General features: G+C 36.1%; 18 protein-coding genes. 6 read left to right on the top strand and 12 right to left on the bottom strand.

The window, feature by feature from the left end; genetic code table 11:
- The first annotated feature begins 185 nt into the window (after nt 1-185).
- Entirely contained in the window at nt 186-521 is a 336-nt protein-coding gene (locus ACTJIP_RS00090) for a DMT family transporter (protein ID WP_077416531.1), read from the top strand.
- On the opposite strand, the gene ACTJIP_RS00085 is transcribed toward ACTJIP_RS00090, so the two are convergent.
- The 3 genes from ACTJIP_RS00085 to ACTJIP_RS00075 form a co-directional block, all read right to left on the bottom strand.
- Entirely contained in the window at nt 518-1,174 is a 657-nt protein-coding gene (locus ACTJIP_RS00085; protein ID WP_077416533.1) for a glycosyltransferase family 32 protein, read from the bottom strand. The genes ACTJIP_RS00090 and ACTJIP_RS00085 overlap by 4 nt on opposite strands.
- 250 nt (nt 1,175-1,424) lie before the next feature.
- Complete coding sequence (locus tag ACTJIP_RS00080; RefSeq protein ID WP_180563974.1) at nt 1,425-2,396, bottom strand: hypothetical protein; 972 nt, start codon at nt 2,394-2,396, stop codon at nt 1,425-1,427.
- 7 nt (nt 2,397-2,403) lie between these two features.
- The gene (locus ACTJIP_RS00075; protein ID WP_077416538.1) at nt 2,404-2,832 is read right to left on the bottom strand and encodes a hypothetical protein; all 429 of its coding nucleotides are present in this window, start codon (nt 2,830-2,832) and stop codon (nt 2,404-2,406) included.
- Between the two features lie 192 nt (nt 2,833-3,024).
- Here ACTJIP_RS00075 and ACTJIP_RS00070 point away from each other — a divergent pair, with 192 nt between their 5' ends.
- Together ACTJIP_RS00070 and ACTJIP_RS00065 are read left to right on the top strand one after the other, a co-directional pair.
- The gene (locus ACTJIP_RS00070) at nt 3,025-4,101 is read left to right on the top strand and encodes a sensor histidine kinase (protein WP_440703922.1); all 1,077 of its coding nucleotides are present in this window, start codon (nt 3,025-3,027) and stop codon (nt 4,099-4,101) included.
- Nucleotides 4,101-4,823 (top strand): LytR/AlgR family response regulator transcription factor, encoded by a 723-nt coding sequence (locus tag ACTJIP_RS00065; RefSeq protein WP_180563973.1) that lies wholly within the window; start codon nt 4,101-4,103, stop codon nt 4,821-4,823. Before ACTJIP_RS00070 ends, ACTJIP_RS00065 begins: the two co-directional genes overlap by 1 nt.
- Before the next feature lie 230 nt (nt 4,824-5,053).
- Here ACTJIP_RS00065 and ACTJIP_RS00060 read toward each other — a convergent pair whose 3' ends face one another.
- Both ACTJIP_RS00060 and ACTJIP_RS00055 read right to left on the bottom strand, forming a co-directional pair.
- The gene (locus ACTJIP_RS00060) at nt 5,054-5,788 is read right to left on the bottom strand and encodes a DNA-formamidopyrimidine glycosylase family protein (RefSeq protein ID WP_077416544.1); all 735 of its coding nucleotides are present in this window, start codon (nt 5,786-5,788) and stop codon (nt 5,054-5,056) included.
- Nucleotides 5,789-5,878: 90 nt separating this feature from the next.
- Entirely contained in the window at nt 5,879-6,508 is a 630-nt protein-coding gene (locus ACTJIP_RS00055; RefSeq protein WP_440703921.1) for a class I SAM-dependent methyltransferase, read from the bottom strand.
- 204 nt (nt 6,509-6,712) lie between these two features.
- Here ACTJIP_RS00055 and ACTJIP_RS00050 point away from each other — a divergent pair, with 204 nt between their 5' ends.
- Nucleotides 6,713-8,068: a deoxyguanosinetriphosphate triphosphohydrolase gene (locus ACTJIP_RS00050; RefSeq protein WP_219073244.1), complete on the top strand. Its 1,356-nt coding sequence runs from the start codon at nt 6,713-6,715 to the stop codon at nt 8,066-8,068.
- Nucleotides 8,069-8,071: 3 nt separating this feature from the next.
- Here the strand turns inward: ACTJIP_RS00050 and ACTJIP_RS00045 are convergent, their stop codons facing one another.
- From ACTJIP_RS00045 to ACTJIP_RS00020, 6 genes are all read right to left on the bottom strand, one after another.
- Nucleotides 8,072-9,148, bottom strand: a complete 1,077-nt coding sequence (locus tag ACTJIP_RS00045) for an NAD(P)H-dependent flavin oxidoreductase (RefSeq protein ID WP_440703920.1) — start codon at nt 9,146-9,148, stop codon at nt 8,072-8,074.
- A gap of 32 nt (nt 9,149-9,180) precedes the next feature.
- Nucleotides 9,181-9,633: a nuclear transport factor 2 family protein gene (locus tag ACTJIP_RS00040; RefSeq protein WP_077416549.1), complete on the bottom strand. Its 453-nt coding sequence runs from the start codon at nt 9,631-9,633 to the stop codon at nt 9,181-9,183.
- A complete protein-coding gene (locus ACTJIP_RS00035) occupies nt 9,630-10,364 on the bottom strand; it encodes an SDR family NAD(P)-dependent oxidoreductase (RefSeq protein WP_440703919.1) in 735 nt (244 codons plus the stop codon). The genes ACTJIP_RS00040 and ACTJIP_RS00035 overlap by 4 nt, the downstream gene beginning before the upstream one ends.
- 7 nt (nt 10,365-10,371) lie before the next feature.
- Nucleotides 10,372-10,590 carry a tautomerase family protein gene (locus ACTJIP_RS00030; RefSeq protein ID WP_047377560.1) on the bottom strand — a complete coding sequence of 73 codons (219 nt, stop codon included), beginning with the start codon at nt 10,588-10,590 and terminating at the stop codon, nt 10,372-10,374.
- Nucleotides 10,591-10,629: 39 nt separating this feature from the next.
- A complete protein-coding gene (locus ACTJIP_RS00025; protein ID WP_440703918.1) occupies nt 10,630-11,163 on the bottom strand; it encodes a YceI family protein in 534 nt (177 codons plus the stop codon).
- A 107-nt stretch (nt 11,164-11,270) separates the two neighbouring features.
- A complete protein-coding gene (locus ACTJIP_RS00020) occupies nt 11,271-11,843 on the bottom strand; it encodes a Crp/Fnr family transcriptional regulator (protein ID WP_047385450.1) in 573 nt (190 codons plus the stop codon).
- Between the two features lie 195 nt (nt 11,844-12,038).
- Between ACTJIP_RS00020 and ACTJIP_RS00015 the strand changes: the two genes are divergently transcribed.
- On the top strand, nt 12,039-12,977 hold the full coding sequence (locus ACTJIP_RS00015; RefSeq protein WP_077416554.1) for an SPFH domain-containing protein: 939 nt from the start codon (nt 12,039-12,041) through the stop codon (nt 12,975-12,977).
- Between the two features lie 132 nt (nt 12,978-13,109).
- On the opposite strand, the gene ACTJIP_RS00010 is transcribed toward ACTJIP_RS00015, so the two are convergent.
- Nucleotides 13,110-13,724 carry a DUF4377 domain-containing protein gene (locus ACTJIP_RS00010; protein WP_077416556.1) on the bottom strand — a complete coding sequence of 205 codons (615 nt, stop codon included), beginning with the start codon at nt 13,722-13,724 and terminating at the stop codon, nt 13,110-13,112.
- A 149-nt stretch (nt 13,725-13,873) separates the two neighbouring features.
- On the opposite strand from ACTJIP_RS00010, the gene ACTJIP_RS00005 reads away from it, so the two are divergent.
- Nucleotides 13,874-15,895, top strand: a complete 2,022-nt coding sequence (locus ACTJIP_RS00005) for a hypothetical protein (RefSeq protein WP_428168917.1) — start codon at nt 13,874-13,876, stop codon at nt 15,893-15,895.
- Nucleotides 15,896-15,997: the final 102 nt, after the last annotated feature.

The raw sequence follows: 15,997 nt of genomic DNA, 5'->3' as shown, positions 1-15,997 counted from the left end.
ACTTAAGATGAATTAAGTGCCTGAAAGAAGATAATTGCAGGATTGATGGTTAAAAAAACTAAGAGTTTTCAAAGCGTTAAAGAAAGAGAAACATTTGCTGTCTCTTGATCAACAGCGAATTTTCCCATTATTCCTTTTTGGAATTACCGGAGTGCTTTTGTTACTTTTGTACAAAGAATAAAGTTATGGGACGCAGTTATATTTTTCTTGCCTTAGCGATTGTATTTGAGATCATCGCCACGAGTTTTCTGAAAAAATCTGAGGAATTTTCCAAACTATGGCCATCCGTAATAACAGTCATAGGATATGCCTGTGCTTTTTATTTTCTAAGTCTCACGCTTCGTCAGATTCCGGTAGGGATTACCTATGCCATCTGGTCCGGCGTGGGAATTGTCTTTATAACAATGATTGGAGTTATCGCTTTCAAGCAGATTCCTGATCTTCCGGCGATTATCGGGATTGCTCTGATTGTAATTGGGGTGATTGTTATTAATGTATTTTCAAAAATGGGAACGCATTAAAAAATAATCTCCTGACGCTTTTGCATCTGTTTCCAATGTTGAGACCTTGATTTGTATAAAAAGAACTTTCCCAGTTTATATTTAAACTTTAAATATCCACGGAACTCAATGCCGCGAAATAGTCTAAAGGGAATAGCCGGATTTTCCTCTAATGATTCTCTGATTGCTTTACTGAATACAGTAGGACCTGTAGTAGCATGTACATCATGCGGAAAGCGGTGGTTTTTTATATTATCAATCATCAATTCCAATGTTCTCTTTAGAAAAGGATGATTTTTATTGAAAATAAGTGCCCATTGAACATATAGATTTTCGTGTCTTTCTACACTGATTACAGCTTCATCATCTTCCTGGATGAGTTGTTTAAAAGGTTTTATAATACCGCTGTCTATATCAAGGTATATTCCGCCTTTTTTATATAAAACAGCATATCTGAAGAAATCTGCTTTTGAAGCTCCTATAGCCAGTTTACGATAATTTTCAATATATTCAGGAGGAAATTCTTCGGTGATAAATTTCTCTATATCTTGGTCATCATAAAAAAAATAGCGGTATTCCGGGTTTTTCCTTTTCATATTCCAGATGTGATATCGCGTAATTAAAGGAAGTTTTTTAGTTTTAAAAGTCTGAAATATCTGTTTGGGTACTGCCATTTTCTATTTTTTAAATTCTATTCTTATAAAATCCTTAAATCATTTGCATAAGAGGTAATAAGATTTTTCATAAAAGAGAATCTCTGAACTTGTGTTTTTCTGTAGTTTTGATTGCAATTTGTAATAATGGTTAAATGCTGAAAGGAGAAAATTTTAATTTTTTTTTAATATCCTTGATTAGAGAACTCTGGAGATCTATTCGGATATTGTAAAAATCAAAATCAAATATTTACGGGAATTGTTTTCAACATCATTTTGTTCTTTTTCTTTCAAATGGATTATAAGAAATTCCAACATTGAAATAGAATGAAGGTTTATAATTCCCTTTCCATATATAATCATTAAAGGAATCCTGTTTATTAAAAGCTCTTGAGTTGATATTTGTTCTGAGTCCTGTTTTAAAAGTTCCTATAAAGTTTCCTCCAAGATTATGCTCATAAATTGCCCCTGAATTAAGAACAGCCTGCCGGAATTCATAGGTGTTGTTATTGCCGTAGGTATAAAACGATGTATTATCCATTTCCGTTCCCAGAGAAATCCTGCCATCGGAAGAAATATCTTTTCGGATCAATACTTTTTTCGGAAGCAAAACATCCAATACCCATCCGTTGTTGAATTTGTTTTCATAAGTGAAGATAGGGAGTACAGGAATCTGGGTGCTTGGGTCAATAATTCCAGCCAATCCAAGCGTCATTTTTGTTTTTGGAGTTACTTTTAAAATCAATGAAGCAGTTACCAATCCTCTGATCCGTTCAAAATGCTGATCACTACCATCAGCAGAAATGCTGGCTGAATATATCGCTGTCTTTTTGAATAACCTTGAAAAATAGCTCAGATTAATCGCTTCCGAATGATAGTGAAAGTTTTCTTCAGATCCAATTCCCGGAATTACAGGATTTTCGATACTGATTGAAGTGTAGCGGTAGTTCAGTGTAGTACTCAAAAGCCAGCTTCTGTTTTTGATGAAATAAATATTGGCATCTGCCTTCATCTGCTGAAAGCTTTTTACTTTATTGTCCGGCAGATCCTGACCTTGGAGCTGTGATGAGAAGGAGGATGGCGTGACAAAGGTGTATTCGACGTTGAAGTTCCGGGCCTGCGGAATTTTATCAGCAAAAAAAGCACGTACCTTCAAAGGAATACTGTCCTTTTTCTGGGCATACGTAATGTTCTTTAAAGGGAGTATTGCCAGTGGCACAAGTACTCTTCTCAATGTTTTCATGGGCAGTTTATTTTAAAGGGTGAATAATAGATTGAAAGAAATTAAAGCTGAAAATCTTGTCATAGAAGATGTCCAGACTGTTTTCAATAATCGCATCAGCATAGGCGGATGTATCCGGTACAAATGTTTCCTCTACAAAAACAAACCAGAGTTCCGAAAGCCCGTATCTCCTTCTAAACTCTTCAGAAGCATTGCTGTCAGGCACTGCAGAATGTTTCAGGTCACAAAATAGGATTCCTTTTTTATCTCCATTATGTTCCACCATGTTAATAGGATGATGGAGGTAGCTGAGAATTTTCATTTTCGGTTCAAAACACTCAATAAAATGGTGTAAATCAATAAGCTGTATTACTTTTTCTTCCTGTTGAGATTCTGTCATAAAGAAACATTCCAATGATATTTCCTGAGTCAATTCGTGAAAAGCTGTTAATTCCATATGTGTTCATTTTACAGCACAAAGGAATAGAGAAAAGAGCAGCGTAAATTTGTTTTTATACAAAGTGGCCGGTATTTTATACCAAATCCCGGAACATCATAATTGGTATAATAAAAGAGAGGTTTCGTATAATAAAATAGTTGTAAATTCCGTTATTGTCTATTTTTGTTAATGATAAAATAAGCCTATCGTATGAAATACAATCCGCAGAAATTTGAAGAAACCTTTGCAATGGATTTTTTGGTGGAAGCGAAGTATGGATTCCGAAGACATCTCCTGTTTCTGATTTTCTTTTTCTTTTTGCTGTACAGCGCGAGATTCTGGCATTGGTATTCGGGAATATATCAATACTATGTTTTATTCTTTGTGTATACGATCCTCATTGCAATGGTCTATATAAATATATATGTATTGGTTCCGCGGTTTTTCTTTAAAACAAAATATGTTACCTATCTTGTATTGCTTGTTCTGATGGGAGTAGCGGGGCTTAATTTTATTGGTTACGGTTTCAGACTGTTTTTCGAAGAATTCAGAGTGAAAAATATTCTTAAGGAAAGTGAAAGGGGAGGAATTTATGAAGGAGTTCTAATGTGTATTCCGATCATTATGACGACCACAACGATAAAACTTTTGCAGAAATGGATTAATGATAATAAAAGGATCAATGAGCTAAGCAGCCTTACTATGAGTATGGAACTGAATGAACTGAGAAATCAGATCAATCCCCATTTTCTGTTTAATATGCTGAATAATGTAAAAGCACTGATCAGAACAGATCCTGCAAAAGCTTCAGTAGTGATTGTAAAACTTTCTGAATTTCTCAGATATCAGCTGTATGAAAACAGTGAAGAAAAAACGTTACTGGCTTCAGAAATTGATTTTTTGTCCAATTTTTTAAACCTTGAAAAAATAAGACGTGATCATTTTTCTTTTGATATTCAAACCGATGTTGATAAAAGAATAATCAGCAGCACATTTATTCCACCGAATTTGTTTACCACTTTTGTTGAAAATGCTGTAAAGCACAGTGTGGATCTCAATGGAGGAGAGTCTTATGTGAAAATAGAAATTAGTATTGAGAATAAACAGCTCCATTTTATATGTGTGAATTCAAGAAGTGCTGGTTATACCGTTTCGGACAAAAAAAGCAGTGGACTTGGGCTTGCCAATATCACCAGAAGGCTGGAACTTCTTTATAACGACACTTTTGACCTGCAGATAGAATCCGGTGAAAAAGAATATATTGTAAATTTAAAAATTCCCGTTTGATGAATTGTATTATAGTTGATGATGAACCTTTGGCAAGATCAGAAATGAGATCTCTGATCACTGAAACTTCCAATGTTGATATCCTTGGCGAATTTTCCAATGCTCCGTCTGCACTCGATTTTCTTAAAGATATTGATGTAGATCTTATTTTTCTTGATATAGAAATGCCCATGGTGACAGGTCTTGAGTTCGCAGAAATGCTTCCCAAAAAATCGCTGATCATCTTTACAACAGCCTATTCTCAGTACGCACTGAGGAGCTATGAATTGGAAGCTGTAGATTATCTTCTGAAACCTGTTGATCCCAAAAGGCTGGAAAAAGCAATTGATAAAGCCATACTTTATACTGAACTTTTATCCAAAGACACTGTAAAAAATACGGTAGAATCCAATACTGCAGATTTTTTATTCATCAAAGCAGAACGAAGGTTCTATAAAATCAGTTTTGCAGATATTAAATTTATAGAAGGGCTTAAGGATTATGTAGTCATTCATACAAAGCAGCAAAAGCTTATCACTGCAATGAATTTAAAAACAATTCATCAGAAAATATCCGGAGAAACCTTCATCAGAGTAAGCAAATCTTACATTGTCAATATGAATTATATTGATTCATTTGACAATCATAATATATATATTGAAGACTCCGAGATTCCTCTTGGAGAAGTATACAGATCCGAGTTTTTTACAAAATTTGCCGGAGGGCTTCTGAACTCAGACTAATGTAAAATGAGTAGTGAATGATAAGGAATGGGTAATATAAATCTCAGATACTACATCATCAGTGAAAATCTGTAGGGCAGGAGGTGTCATTCTGAACGTAATAAAATGTAGTGAAGAATCTTATGTTTTGAACAATAATAAGATTCTTCCTTCGTCGGAATGACAAAAGCTAAATGGTACAAAAGACCTCTTTAAATAAATAAACCCTTCAACAGCTTTAGCTAATTGATCTAATAAAGTTTCTGATCTTTTTCACAATAGAAGCTTCTTCTTTTTCCAACCCCCGTTTGTTTTTTGATCAATTTCTGTCCACATACCGGACATATAGATTTAGTATGAACGAGCCAGTGTTTTTTCAAAACAAATTCTCTTTTCCATTTCAGGAAATCAAAACTGTAATTTCTGGCTTCAGCTATAAGTTCTTTCCTTTTTTTGGCTGGAAGATTCCCCAACAGGCTTTCCGGCTGTACTCCAATTCTGAAAAGCACTTCGTTTTTAATGATATTGCCGACACCCGAAAAAATATCCTGATTCATCAATGCATCACAAACCATCATTTTCGGATTGGATTTTAATTTTTCTTCAGCTTTCTTAGGATTCCACTGATCGCTCATTACATCTGCTTCCCAATCAATTGTGGAGAGGAATTCAAGGTCTACAGACTTTACAGAACAGGTGTAAAAATAGATGCTTCCCGTAGAGAAAAACAATGCTAAACGCAAACTTTTATCAGGTTTGGTCTGTTCATTAACACTGTAAGAGCCAAACATCAGTAAGTGAATCCGAATAGCTGCTTTTTCAAAAACGAGATAAGTTTGTTTTCCAAAAGTGCGGATTTCCAGAAGGGATTGGCCAATGAAAATTTCTTTCTCGAATTTGGCATTTCCTGAAACTTCTGTTACTTGCTGACCTGCAAATGGCTGCAGGCTTTCTTTCATTAATATGATGGATGGACCTTCAGGCATACGTTTATTTTGAGATAAAGATTCAAATAGTATTCCATAACCATTTAAAATCTAAAGCTTTATCCCAAAACAAACCTGTCTAAAATATCCTTAGACCAGTTTTTGTCCTACAAAACGAATCACAGAGCCCGTCCCATTATGAAACAATCCCTCGTTGAGCTCAATTTCTGTTTCTTCTAATTCAATAATGTTATAATCCGGAAAATCAGCTTTAATCTCTTCAATAGAAAATAAGGATTCAATGTCCTTTGGCCCGCCTACCTTTTCGTTCTTTGCAATATATTTAAGATGGCTTTTACTGAAAGCTTCAAAAATAATAAAACCGCCTTTACGCAGATACTGATTCAGCATTTGGTGAATGGAAGATTTAATATCTCCCGGAAAATGGGCATAGATCAGAGCAATAGCGTCAAACTGTTGTTCCTGATAATTCAGAGTTGAAAGTTCTCCAACCTGATAATCAATTGTAGTTCCTTGTTGCTCAGCAAGCTGTAACGCTTTGTTTCTGCCATTGGCACTGATATCGAAAGCTGAAACCTGCCATCCCTGAGTTGACGCAAAAACAGCATTTCGGCCTTCACCTTCTGCGGGGAAAAGTATTTTACCTGGTTTTAATAGAGTAAGTTGTTCTCTCAGATAATTGTTGGGTTTTGTTCCATACGCAAACTCTTCGCTGCTATACCTTTCGTCCCATCTTTTGAGCCATGTGTTGTCCGTCATTGTAAAAGAATTTTAAAATTTGGATAAAGAAAAACTGTAAGTATTCTTCGGTTGTATTAGTTGCATCAAATGTAGAATATTTCTTCAAGCTTTCCGATCCCTAAAAAACGTTTACTATTATAGATTTTTTGAATGACAGATCTGTTTAATAAAAATCTAAATACTATTCCATACAATTAAAATTTGGAGTAATTTTGAAAAATGATGAATTTAAACCAGATTTTCACCAATCAACGTACAGGAAACAATCCACAGACCAAAGCTTCACGAACTGATTTTCAAAGGGATTTCGACAGAATTATCTTCTCTTCTGCTTTCAGAAGACTACAGAATAAAACGCAGGTTTTTCCTCTTCCCGGAAGTGTTTTTGTACACAACAGACTTACCCATTCTCTGGAAGTATCATCTGTAGGAAGAAGTTTAGGAAGTATTATCGGTGAATTTATTGCGGAAGATTTTAAAAATGAACTGACTGAAGATTCAAAGAATTTTTATCTCTATAATCTGGGAAACGTAATTGCAGCTGCATGTTTATGTCATGATGTCGGAAACCCTGCTTTCGGACATTCTGGAGAAGATGCCATTGCAAGCTATTTTGAAAGGAATGAAAAAGACCTGAAGTCAAAATTCAATGAAAAAGAGTGGGCGGATCTGGTTAACTTTGAAGGAAATGCCAATGCGATCAGAGTACTGGCACAGCAGCAGCAAGGGAAAGATGCGGGAGGTGTTCAGCTTACTTTCTCCACACTGGCAAGTATTGCAAAATATCCTTGTGAGGCTGTAGCCAAGAAAAAAGGAATCATTCACAGGAAGAAATTCGGGTTTTTCCAGAATGAAAAAGACATATTCCTTGAAATTGCCAAAGGAACCCAGCTTATTTCTGAAAGTGAAGAACCTTATATTTTCAAAAGACATCCTTTTGTATGGCTGGTAGAAGCTGCTGATGATATCTGCTACAACATCATTGATATGGAAGATGCCCACAGATTGGGAATTGTTTCAACAGCAGACTGTAAAAATTTATTTTTTGAACTGGTAAAATCTGAAACAAATGATGTTCAGAGAATTGAAACAAAGCTAAGTTCTATCTCCAACGAAAACGAACAGATTTCTTACTTAAGAGCAAAAGTAATCAATGCTCTGATCAATAAGTCGATTGAGATGTACAAACATAACTTTGAAACGATTCTTGAAGGCAATCTTGGCAACGGCTTACTTGATATCTATAAAAAAGAAAATAAAGCACTGCAGGATATTGCAAGTTTCTCCGTAGAAAAAATCTATAATCATAAAGCGGTTGTAGAAATTGAAAATGCAGGATATAATGTAATGTATGAATTGCTGGATCATTTTATTCCTTCCATTCTGAAACCGGAAGGCCATAGAAAATCTTATGATGAAAAAGCTTTGAAATTAATTCCAAAGCAATTCATTTACAATGATGGTACCGATTATCAGAAAGTTCTCGGAGTAATTGATTTCGTTTCAGGAATGACTGATAACTATGCTACCGATTTATATAGAAAAATTAAAGGAATAGACATCGGAATGACCGTGTAAATTCTATTTATTCAATAATTCAGAAGCCTCTTCAATTAATGACTGCATTAAAGTGGAGGCTTTTTTATGCTTTAAAAGCGGGGCAATCTGGCCTGCCCAGAAAAATACCAGATCATTCTTCTGCTGTTCCAAAGCTGCCTTTCTCAGTGCGCCCATAAAATGGGTCTGTAAAGGAAATGGTAATGTTTTGTCAGTGGCAGCCAATACATCCCGGGATATTTTTGTGGTAATTCCGCGCCCTAATCTTCCGGTATATGCTCTGGTGAGAGCGGTAGATCTTGCTGCATCGGAAAACAAAAACTCTTTATGTATCGGTAAAGCTCCGGATTCTTCAGTGGCCAGAAATGCCGTTCCGATCTGTACCGCTTCTGCGCCCAGTTGGAAAACTCCGGCAATTCCACGCCCGTTGACAATACCTCCCGCTGCAACTACAGGAATTTTTACCTTATCCTTAATTAATTGAATCAAAGCGAAAGTTCCAGTTGTAGAAAGTTCCGCCTGATCCAGAAACGAAGGTCTGTGGCCGCCACTTTCAAAGCCGGAAGCCACAATAACGTCCACTCCGGTTTTTTCCAGAGCAACAGCTTCATCCAAGGTTGTTGCAGTTCCCAAAATAGCAGTTCCCTGCTGATGAAGATCTTCGATGATATTTTCATCCATCAATCCAAACATAAAGCTGAAAACTTTAGGTTTGATATCAAAAATAACACTCAGCTGATTCTGAAATCTTGATTCAAAAGAGAGTGGAGGTGAAGGAATATCCGTGTCTAAAAGATCAAAATAAGGTTTGAAAATTTCAATGGCCTTTTGATACTGGTCTTTTGTATGCTGTTCATCAATAATATCGTGATCTTTTATCCAAAGATTAAGGTTATAGGGTTTATCCGTTTTCGTTAGTATTTCTTTGTGAATATCATAAATTTCCTGCGGTGACAAAGTATAAGCTCCGAATCCGCCTAGTCCGCCAAGATTGCTCACTGCTGTTGTCAGCTCAACTGTAGAAAGCCCTCCGCCAAAAGGACCTTGCAGAATAGGATATTCAATACCCAGTAATTCCGTAATTCTATTTTTATTCCACATGATTTTGTTGATTTTTAATTAAAAAACTTGAATTAAGGGTGTACATTGGTCAATGTCTTATTAACGATGAGCCATTTTCCGTCTATCTTATTGAAAGTTATGAAATTATAATAATTAAAATCATACATTCTTACATTTAATTTCACTGTAGCAATCGAATTAATGATGTCAGTAGAAAGGATTTCAGCTTTAAAATCTTTTCCGGATTTTTCCGGACTTACACGGTTTCCGACTCCCTCAATATATTGATCCGCAGTTTTGAAATAGGGAACTCCATCTACATCTCCGAAAAGCAAAGCTCCTTTATAGAAGGCTTTTCTAAGAAGGTCTGTATTCCCTTCATAAATTCCTTTGAAATAATAATTTTCAATGACGTTTCTTATTTCAGTTTCTGGTGTTGGGTTGGTTTTCATATTCTTTACATTTTGTGCATGGCCGCTCAATGGAAAACTGAGCAGCCATGCTATAATTAATGATAGTTTCATAATAAATGATGTCCGGCACCCATTCCCCCGTCAACATTGATGATGGCTCCGGAAATTAATTTGTTTTTAGCAATCGCATGAATCATCTGAGCTAATTCTTCCGGCTCCCCGATACGGTTGATGAGGTGCATTCCGGCATTGTTATCAAGACCTGCACCATGCATCGGTGTTCTGATCAAGCCCGGAGCGACCGTATTTACCCTGATATTTTCTTTTCCAAACTCTGCAGCCAGCTGCAAAGTCAGTGCATGAATAGCTCCTTTGCTTGAAATAGGCGCTGTAGAAGGAGACGGTGCAATCGCATGATATACTAATGGAGTTCCTACATTGATCACAACACCGTCTTTTTGTTTGATCATTTGAGGAATGACAGCCTGTGTTGTAAAGAATGTTCCTTTTAGATTGGTTGTTAAAAAACGGTCCAGATAGTCTTCAGTGACTTCCAGAAAAGGTTTGTTCTCGTAAATTCCCGCATTGTTGATCAGAACGTCAATTGATCCAAATCTTTCAAGTGCTGTTTTTACCAAGGCTTCTCCTGTTGTTTTCTCGGATACATTTCCGGCAACCATCGCCAGATTTTCTCCGGATCCCAGTTCATGGTAAACTTCCTCTAATTTAGATGCTGTTTGTGAATTGATGATTACATTATCACCTCTGTCTAAGAAATAACGGGCTGTTTCCAATCCTATCCCTGAAGAGGCTCCTGTTACAATTATCGTTTGCTTTTTCATTTTATGTTTATTTTTTTTCTGTTGAAAATCCTTGTTCTTTTAATACTGAAACCTGTTCTCCGGCATATCCCCAGTTATCATCTTCGATTTCGTTGATCACAATATGGGTCAAATGAGGATCCTTATTCAAAACTGAAGTTACAGCTTCACTTATTTTTCTGATTAATTGTTGTTTCGTTTCGCGGTTAAGATCTTCGCGAAGCACATCTACTTTTATGAATGGCATGATGGTAAATTTTTAAGGTTAAATAATCTTTAAGTTCTGTTAGTAAGCTTCTGCAACAAGATGAATATGTAAATCAAAATTGTTGTAGATCAGCGTATCACCAAGATTGGTAAAGAAATTGGAGGATCTGAATTTGATATTGAATTTCGTTCTGTCGACTACAATTTTAGCATCTAAAACAGCCGTATTATCCGTTGTTACAATCTGCAGGCTTGTGTTGATAGAATGAGTAATCCCTTTTATGGTAAGATCTCCGGTTACGTTATACAGATTCTGATCACCAGGTTCAGCATGAGTGATTTCAAAAAGAGCTTCAGGAAACTGATCAGAATTAAAGAAATCGTCAGAGGTAAGGTGGCCTGCAAACTGAGCATTGGTTTCAGCATCCTTGATATCAAGGATTTTGATAGCACGGGTATCAATGACAAATTTTCCAGATACAGGTTTTCCATCTTCAAATCTGAAGTTTCCATCTTTTACACCGATTGTTCCGTTGTGAGCTCCGGTTACTTTTCTTCCGATCCAGTCGATCGTACTGTTTTCATTATTGACTTTGAAATTTTTTGTGTCCATTTTTATTTGGGTTTAATTAATGACACAAAGTTCAGCCGGTTGAAAGAAAAAGTTACGTGATGTACCTCACAAAATAGAAGAGAGGATAGACGAGGTAAGGGTGTTGTTTATTGATGAAGTCTGCTCAGGGTTTCCCTGGTTACTCCAAGATAAGATGCAATCAGGTGTTTAGGGACCAGATTGTACAGTTGGGGATACATGGCCAAAAGTTCCTCATACCGGAATTTAGCATCATTATTCATGAAAGAAAGCAGACGTTTTTGTGCTGCTACATATCCTTTGTTGGTTCTCCATCTGAAAAAATGTTCAACTTCATGAATTTCATTGCAGATTTTTTCCCTGTCTTCGTTGGAAATAGAAAGAATAGTAGCGTTCGTAATGCAGTCTACGTTAATAGTAGCCCTGGTTTTACTGTAAAGTGCATCAAAATCTGTCACCCACCAGGTCGGCATAGCAAACTGGAGAATAAACATTTTCATGCTGTCATTAAGATAAAAAGCTTTCAGACAGCCTTCCAGAACGAAATATTCATGATTTACGAAATCACCTTCCGAGATAAGGCTTTGCCCTTTTTTTAAAGTAATCAGATTAAAATGTTCAAAAACATAGTCAAGTTGTTCTTCAGTAAGAGAAGTGAATTTAGAGATGTGATCCTTTAATATTTCTTTAGAATTGACCATGATATGCAATGAATATTCAAAAGTAAGTTTTTTTCAGGATAATTTTAGTTTAAAAATAATCAATCATTCTTGGGCTTGATTATTAGGAGATATTGTATTAAACCTTAGATTTATTTTTCATATATTTAAGCAAACACCAATAAAAATGTTTTAACAAAACAGGATTTATTACGACCTATTAAAAAATTAAAAGCTATGGGAATATATTTAGCGCCCGTTATTTTCTTCGGGCTAATCATTTTATTCGCTTCGTTCTTTGTAGTTAAGCAGGAGACCGCAGCGATTATTGAACGTTTTGGAAAGTTCCGGGCAGTAAAACATTCCGGTCTCCATCTTAAGCTGCCAATCATAGATCAGATTGCGAAAAGACTGAACCTGAGAATTCAGCAGCTGGATGTAATGATTGATACTAAAACATTAGACAACGTTTTCATCAAAATGAAAATTTCTGTTCAGTATCAGGTGATCAGAAATCAGGTTGGAGATGCTTATTATCGTTTGGAAAATCCTGAAAATCAAATTACTTCATTTGTTTTTGATGTGGTAAGAGCAGAAGTTCCGAAATTGAAACTGGATGATGTTTTTGTAAGAAAAGATGATGTGGCGATTGCAGTAAAAAGTGAGCTTCAGGAGGCTATGAACAGCTATGGATATGATATTATCAAAGCTTTGGTTACTGATATTGATCCGGATGAACAGGTAAAACATGCGATGAATAGAATCAATGCGGCGGAAAGAGAAAAAACTGCTGCAGAATATGAATCCGAAGCACAAAGAATCCGAATTGTAGCCGTTGCAAAAGCAGAAGCAGAATCTAAAAAACTTCAGGGACAAGGGATTGCAGACCAAAGAAGAGAAATTGCAAAGGGTCTTGAAGAGTCTGTAAGGATGCTGAATAATGTAGAAATCAATTCACACGAAGCATCAGCACTTATCGTAGTGACACAGCATTATGATACATTGCATTCCATAGGAGCAAGTAACAGAAGCAACCTGGTTCTTCTTCCCAATTCACCTACAGCAGCCAGCAGCATGTTGAATGATCTTGTAGTAGCTATGACTACTGCAAATACGGTAGGTGAGGCAGCTAAAGGTAAATACCCGGATCCACCTCAAAAAGAGAGTGGATTTTAAAATAGGGAAAAAGAGTATGAATACTTAAAAGATGAATCCTTGGAGAATTTTCCTTTATTGTCAAAAATAACTTCAGACTTCATTTCCTTCATAAAACAAAAAGGCTTCTGAAATTTTCAGAAGCTTTTTTTATTATTTTTTCGTTTTAGAAACCTGTTCTATCAATGTGTATTTTATGGAAGAAGCGTCAGCCGGTGGATTTGCTATTTTTTCAGTTTTTACTTTTAAAACATATTCGTAACCTGGTTCATAGGTAAATCCTTCAATATTGCTGTAGAAATTGGTCCAGCTTTCAGAAGCATTTTCTTTTACCTGCATACACTTCATACGGCCTGCTCCTGCAGAACAGTCTACGGTTTGTGGGCCTACGATAAGTGTTTTTTCATTGGATGCCATTTCTTTCTTTTTCGTTTTAGAAACCTGCTTTACCAAGGTGTATTTTATGGATGATCCGTCAGCTGGAGGATTGGCAATTTTTTCAGTTTTTACTTTTAAAACATATTCATATCCCGGTTCATAGGTAAATCCTTCAATATTGCTGTAGAAATTGGTCCAGTTTCCGGAAGCATTTTCTTTTACCTGCAGACATTTCATAGGAGCTACGCCGGTACAGTCTGCTGTTTGTGGTCCTACAATGAAGGTGGCTTCATCGCCTGTGGATGCATTGGCTGTGGTTGTACATTGCGTCATTGCAAATAATGCTAATGCGGGTGCTGCCCCTTTTAGAATTGTTGCGATACTTTTCATAAACTTGATTTTTCCCCATACTTCGCAATTACCATGCCGAACTTGGCTTTCCTGAATTTGTAGTACTTCTGCTATTGCTTTTTATTTTTTTAATCATTTAATTTGAAGTTCTTAAACACTAACCGCAAAACATAATTCTTACAATAAATATGGAAAATCAAATGCAAGTTGAAAATTACAGGATTCAAAAACCTGAAATGTGGGCAGGAAATATTGGAGATGAGGAAATAAAAAACAGAATCAAAGACTCCGAATTTGCCAAAAAACAAATTGATGAAGGCCGTGATTACTGCTACTTTTTAGACAAAAAATATTACACGAGCAATACGGAAAACAGTGAATATGTCTGCATGGCTTATACTCTGAACGAGCCGGGAAATCTGGAACGAGCTTCTGTGTCTGATGTCATTGTGGAGGAAAATGAAGTCTATCAGATTCACAGGATCAGTGTTTTGAGAGATGGAGTACTGATAGATAAAATTCCGGATACGAATATTAAAGTTCTTGACAGCGAAAACCAGAGCAGCGGCGGAGTTTTGAGCAGTAATAAAAAGATCAATATTACGATTAAAGATCTCAGGCTGTATGATGTACTGATTTTAGAAGATTCAAGGATTAAAGCATTTACAGACCGGGATTTCCTAAGAAAGGAATTCTCAAAATATGTATGGGTAAGTCCGGATAATTACTGGGCCTATGGCAATTTTAAATTTACTTTTATCAATGAACGTGAGCAGACGATTGCCTATAAAAAGACATTTTTCAGAGATGAGCAGGGAGATGTTCTGGAACCGGAAACGAAGCATCTGAAAAAAGGGGAGAGGTTTGTGATAGAAGAACAGAATTATATTAATCCTGTAGATTCCGGAAGAGAAATTTTTCCTTATGTGGACTTTGCTACCGAAAGCAGCTGGAAAGACCTTTCCAATTATATTGTGCCTCTTTATGAGGAGATTTTCAATAGCTCTTCCTTGAAGGATTTTGCGCCGAACCTGATTGAAAAGCTGGATGCTATTGCCGATCAGGGTGAAAAGCTTCAGTTTGCTATAGAATATGTTCAGAACCATATCTATTATATCTTCAATGCGGATGAAATGAATGGACATAAGCCGCAAGCACCGTCCGTAACCTATGAAAATAAGCAGGGAGACTGTAAAGCGAAATCAGTTTTATTAAAAGTGATCCTTGATTATATTGGAGTGGATGCTTCTGTTGTACTGGTGAATTTCAATACAGATTATTATATCAAATATTACCTTCCATCACTGTTAAACTTCAATCATGTTGTCGTAAAAGTGAATTATAAAGATCAGGAATACTTTATTGATGCTACGATTCGTGATGAATTCGGACTGATTGAAAACAGAGGATTCATGTATTTTATGCATTATCTGGAAGTGAAAAAAGATCAGGAGCTCCAGATAAGAAAACCTTATCAATTTCCTTATTTCTGTATTGACGAAAAAGTAGATTTTAATGTACAGGGGACTGTCGGAAAATTTACTCTGTCAACAACTTACAAAGGAAGCAGGGCCAATGCCATGAGAAGGTATTTTAAAAGCACCAACAAAAGGGAAATTATAGACAGCTGGAACAGTTTCCTTTTCTATGGCTTAAATTATTCGAGTGACAGAAATGGTACAGATGTACGGAATGTATTCAAAGATGCAGCCATTGATGTGATAAGTGATGATAAAAGACTGAATGAAGTGAAGATTCAATATACCGCTATCATTGAGAATCCTTACTATGTAGATCCACAGAACAACCGTTTCCTTATGTATTTTGACAGAAATGTTGTGAAGGCAAGTGCAAGAGATTTTATGCATAAAGATTTATCGTTCTGGCATAATTTCGATACCGAAAAGTATGAAATTAATCTCTATACAGATCAGAAGATTGATACCGAAGAAAAATATACGGTTCAGGAATGCACCATTGCCAATCCGTATTTTGACTATAAAAGCCGTAAAAAAGTAAGCAAGAACGGGGCAAGTGTATACATCGAATACAACCCTCTGATCAATCTTGAAATTCCGCAAAGTGAGTTTGAAAAGTTCAGAACAGACCATCATACCATTGCAGACAGCAATTTTGGAATTGGAATTGACATCATAGAACCAGGGCTGATGAATAGACTTAAATTCAGTTTTAAGAAGAAATTTAAATAGAGCCTGGATTCTCCGGCTCCTAACTGATAATACATTTCAGTTGGAACAATGAACTTAAAATATACCAGGCACTCATTTGTCCCGCATCATCATTTCCGCCCA

The organism is Chryseobacterium sp. 22543 (assembly GCF_052044565.1).
In the GTDB taxonomy this organism is placed as follows: Bacteria; Bacteroidota; Bacteroidia; order Flavobacteriales; family Weeksellaceae; genus Chryseobacterium.
This window is presented reverse-complemented; position numbering and strand designations above follow the sequence as displayed.

What these genes read in the sequence shown, in the direction of transcription:
- ACTJIP_RS00025 (WP_440703918.1), bottom strand. Translation starts at nt 11,163, where the DNA reads ATGGACACAAAAAATTTCAAAGTCAATAATGAAAACAGTACGATCGAC.
- ACTJIP_RS00045 (WP_440703920.1), bottom strand. Translation starts at nt 9,148, where the DNA reads ATGTGGAATAAAAATAGAATTACGGAATTACTGGGTATTGAATATCCT.
- ACTJIP_RS00005 (WP_428168917.1), top strand. Translation starts at nt 13,874, where the DNA reads ATGGAAAATCAAATGCAAGTTGAAAATTACAGGATTCAAAAACCTGAA.
- ACTJIP_RS00070 (WP_440703922.1), top strand. Translation starts at nt 3,025, where the DNA reads ATGAAATACAATCCGCAGAAATTTGAAGAAACCTTTGCAATGGATTTT.
- ACTJIP_RS00065 (WP_180563973.1), top strand. Translation starts at nt 4,101, where the DNA reads ATGAATTGTATTATAGTTGATGATGAACCTTTGGCAAGATCAGAAATG.
- ACTJIP_RS00060 (WP_077416544.1), bottom strand. Translation starts at nt 5,788, where the DNA reads ATGCCTGAAGGTCCATCCATCATATTAATGAAAGAAAGCCTGCAGCCA.
- ACTJIP_RS00015 (WP_077416554.1), top strand. Translation starts at nt 12,039, where the DNA reads ATGGGAATATATTTAGCGCCCGTTATTTTCTTCGGGCTAATCATTTTA.
- ACTJIP_RS00080 (WP_180563974.1), bottom strand. Translation starts at nt 2,396, where the DNA reads ATGAAAACATTGAGAAGAGTACTTGTGCCACTGGCAATACTCCCTTTA.
- ACTJIP_RS00085 (WP_077416533.1), bottom strand. Translation starts at nt 1,174, where the DNA reads ATGGCAGTACCCAAACAGATATTTCAGACTTTTAAAACTAAAAAACTT.
- ACTJIP_RS00090 (WP_077416531.1), top strand. Translation starts at nt 186, where the DNA reads ATGGGACGCAGTTATATTTTTCTTGCCTTAGCGATTGTATTTGAGATC.
- ACTJIP_RS00010 (WP_077416556.1), bottom strand. Translation starts at nt 13,724, where the DNA reads ATGAAAAGTATCGCAACAATTCTAAAAGGGGCAGCACCCGCATTAGCA.
- ACTJIP_RS00040 (WP_077416549.1), bottom strand. Translation starts at nt 9,633, where the DNA reads ATGAAACTATCATTAATTATAGCATGGCTGCTCAGTTTTCCATTGAGC.
- ACTJIP_RS00035 (WP_440703919.1), bottom strand. Translation starts at nt 10,364, where the DNA reads ATGAAAAAGCAAACGATAATTGTAACAGGAGCCTCTTCAGGGATAGGA.
- ACTJIP_RS00020 (WP_047385450.1), bottom strand. Translation starts at nt 11,843, where the DNA reads ATGGTCAATTCTAAAGAAATATTAAAGGATCACATCTCTAAATTCACT.
- ACTJIP_RS00050 (WP_219073244.1), top strand. Translation starts at nt 6,713, where the DNA reads ATGAATTTAAACCAGATTTTCACCAATCAACGTACAGGAAACAATCCA.
- ACTJIP_RS00055 (WP_440703921.1), bottom strand. Translation starts at nt 6,508, where the DNA reads ATGACGGACAACACATGGCTCAAAAGATGGGACGAAAGGTATAGCAGC.
- ACTJIP_RS00075 (WP_077416538.1), bottom strand. Translation starts at nt 2,832, where the DNA reads ATGGAATTAACAGCTTTTCACGAATTGACTCAGGAAATATCATTGGAA.
- ACTJIP_RS00030 (WP_047377560.1), bottom strand. Translation starts at nt 10,590, where the DNA reads ATGCCATTCATAAAAGTAGATGTGCTTCGCGAAGATCTTAACCGCGAA.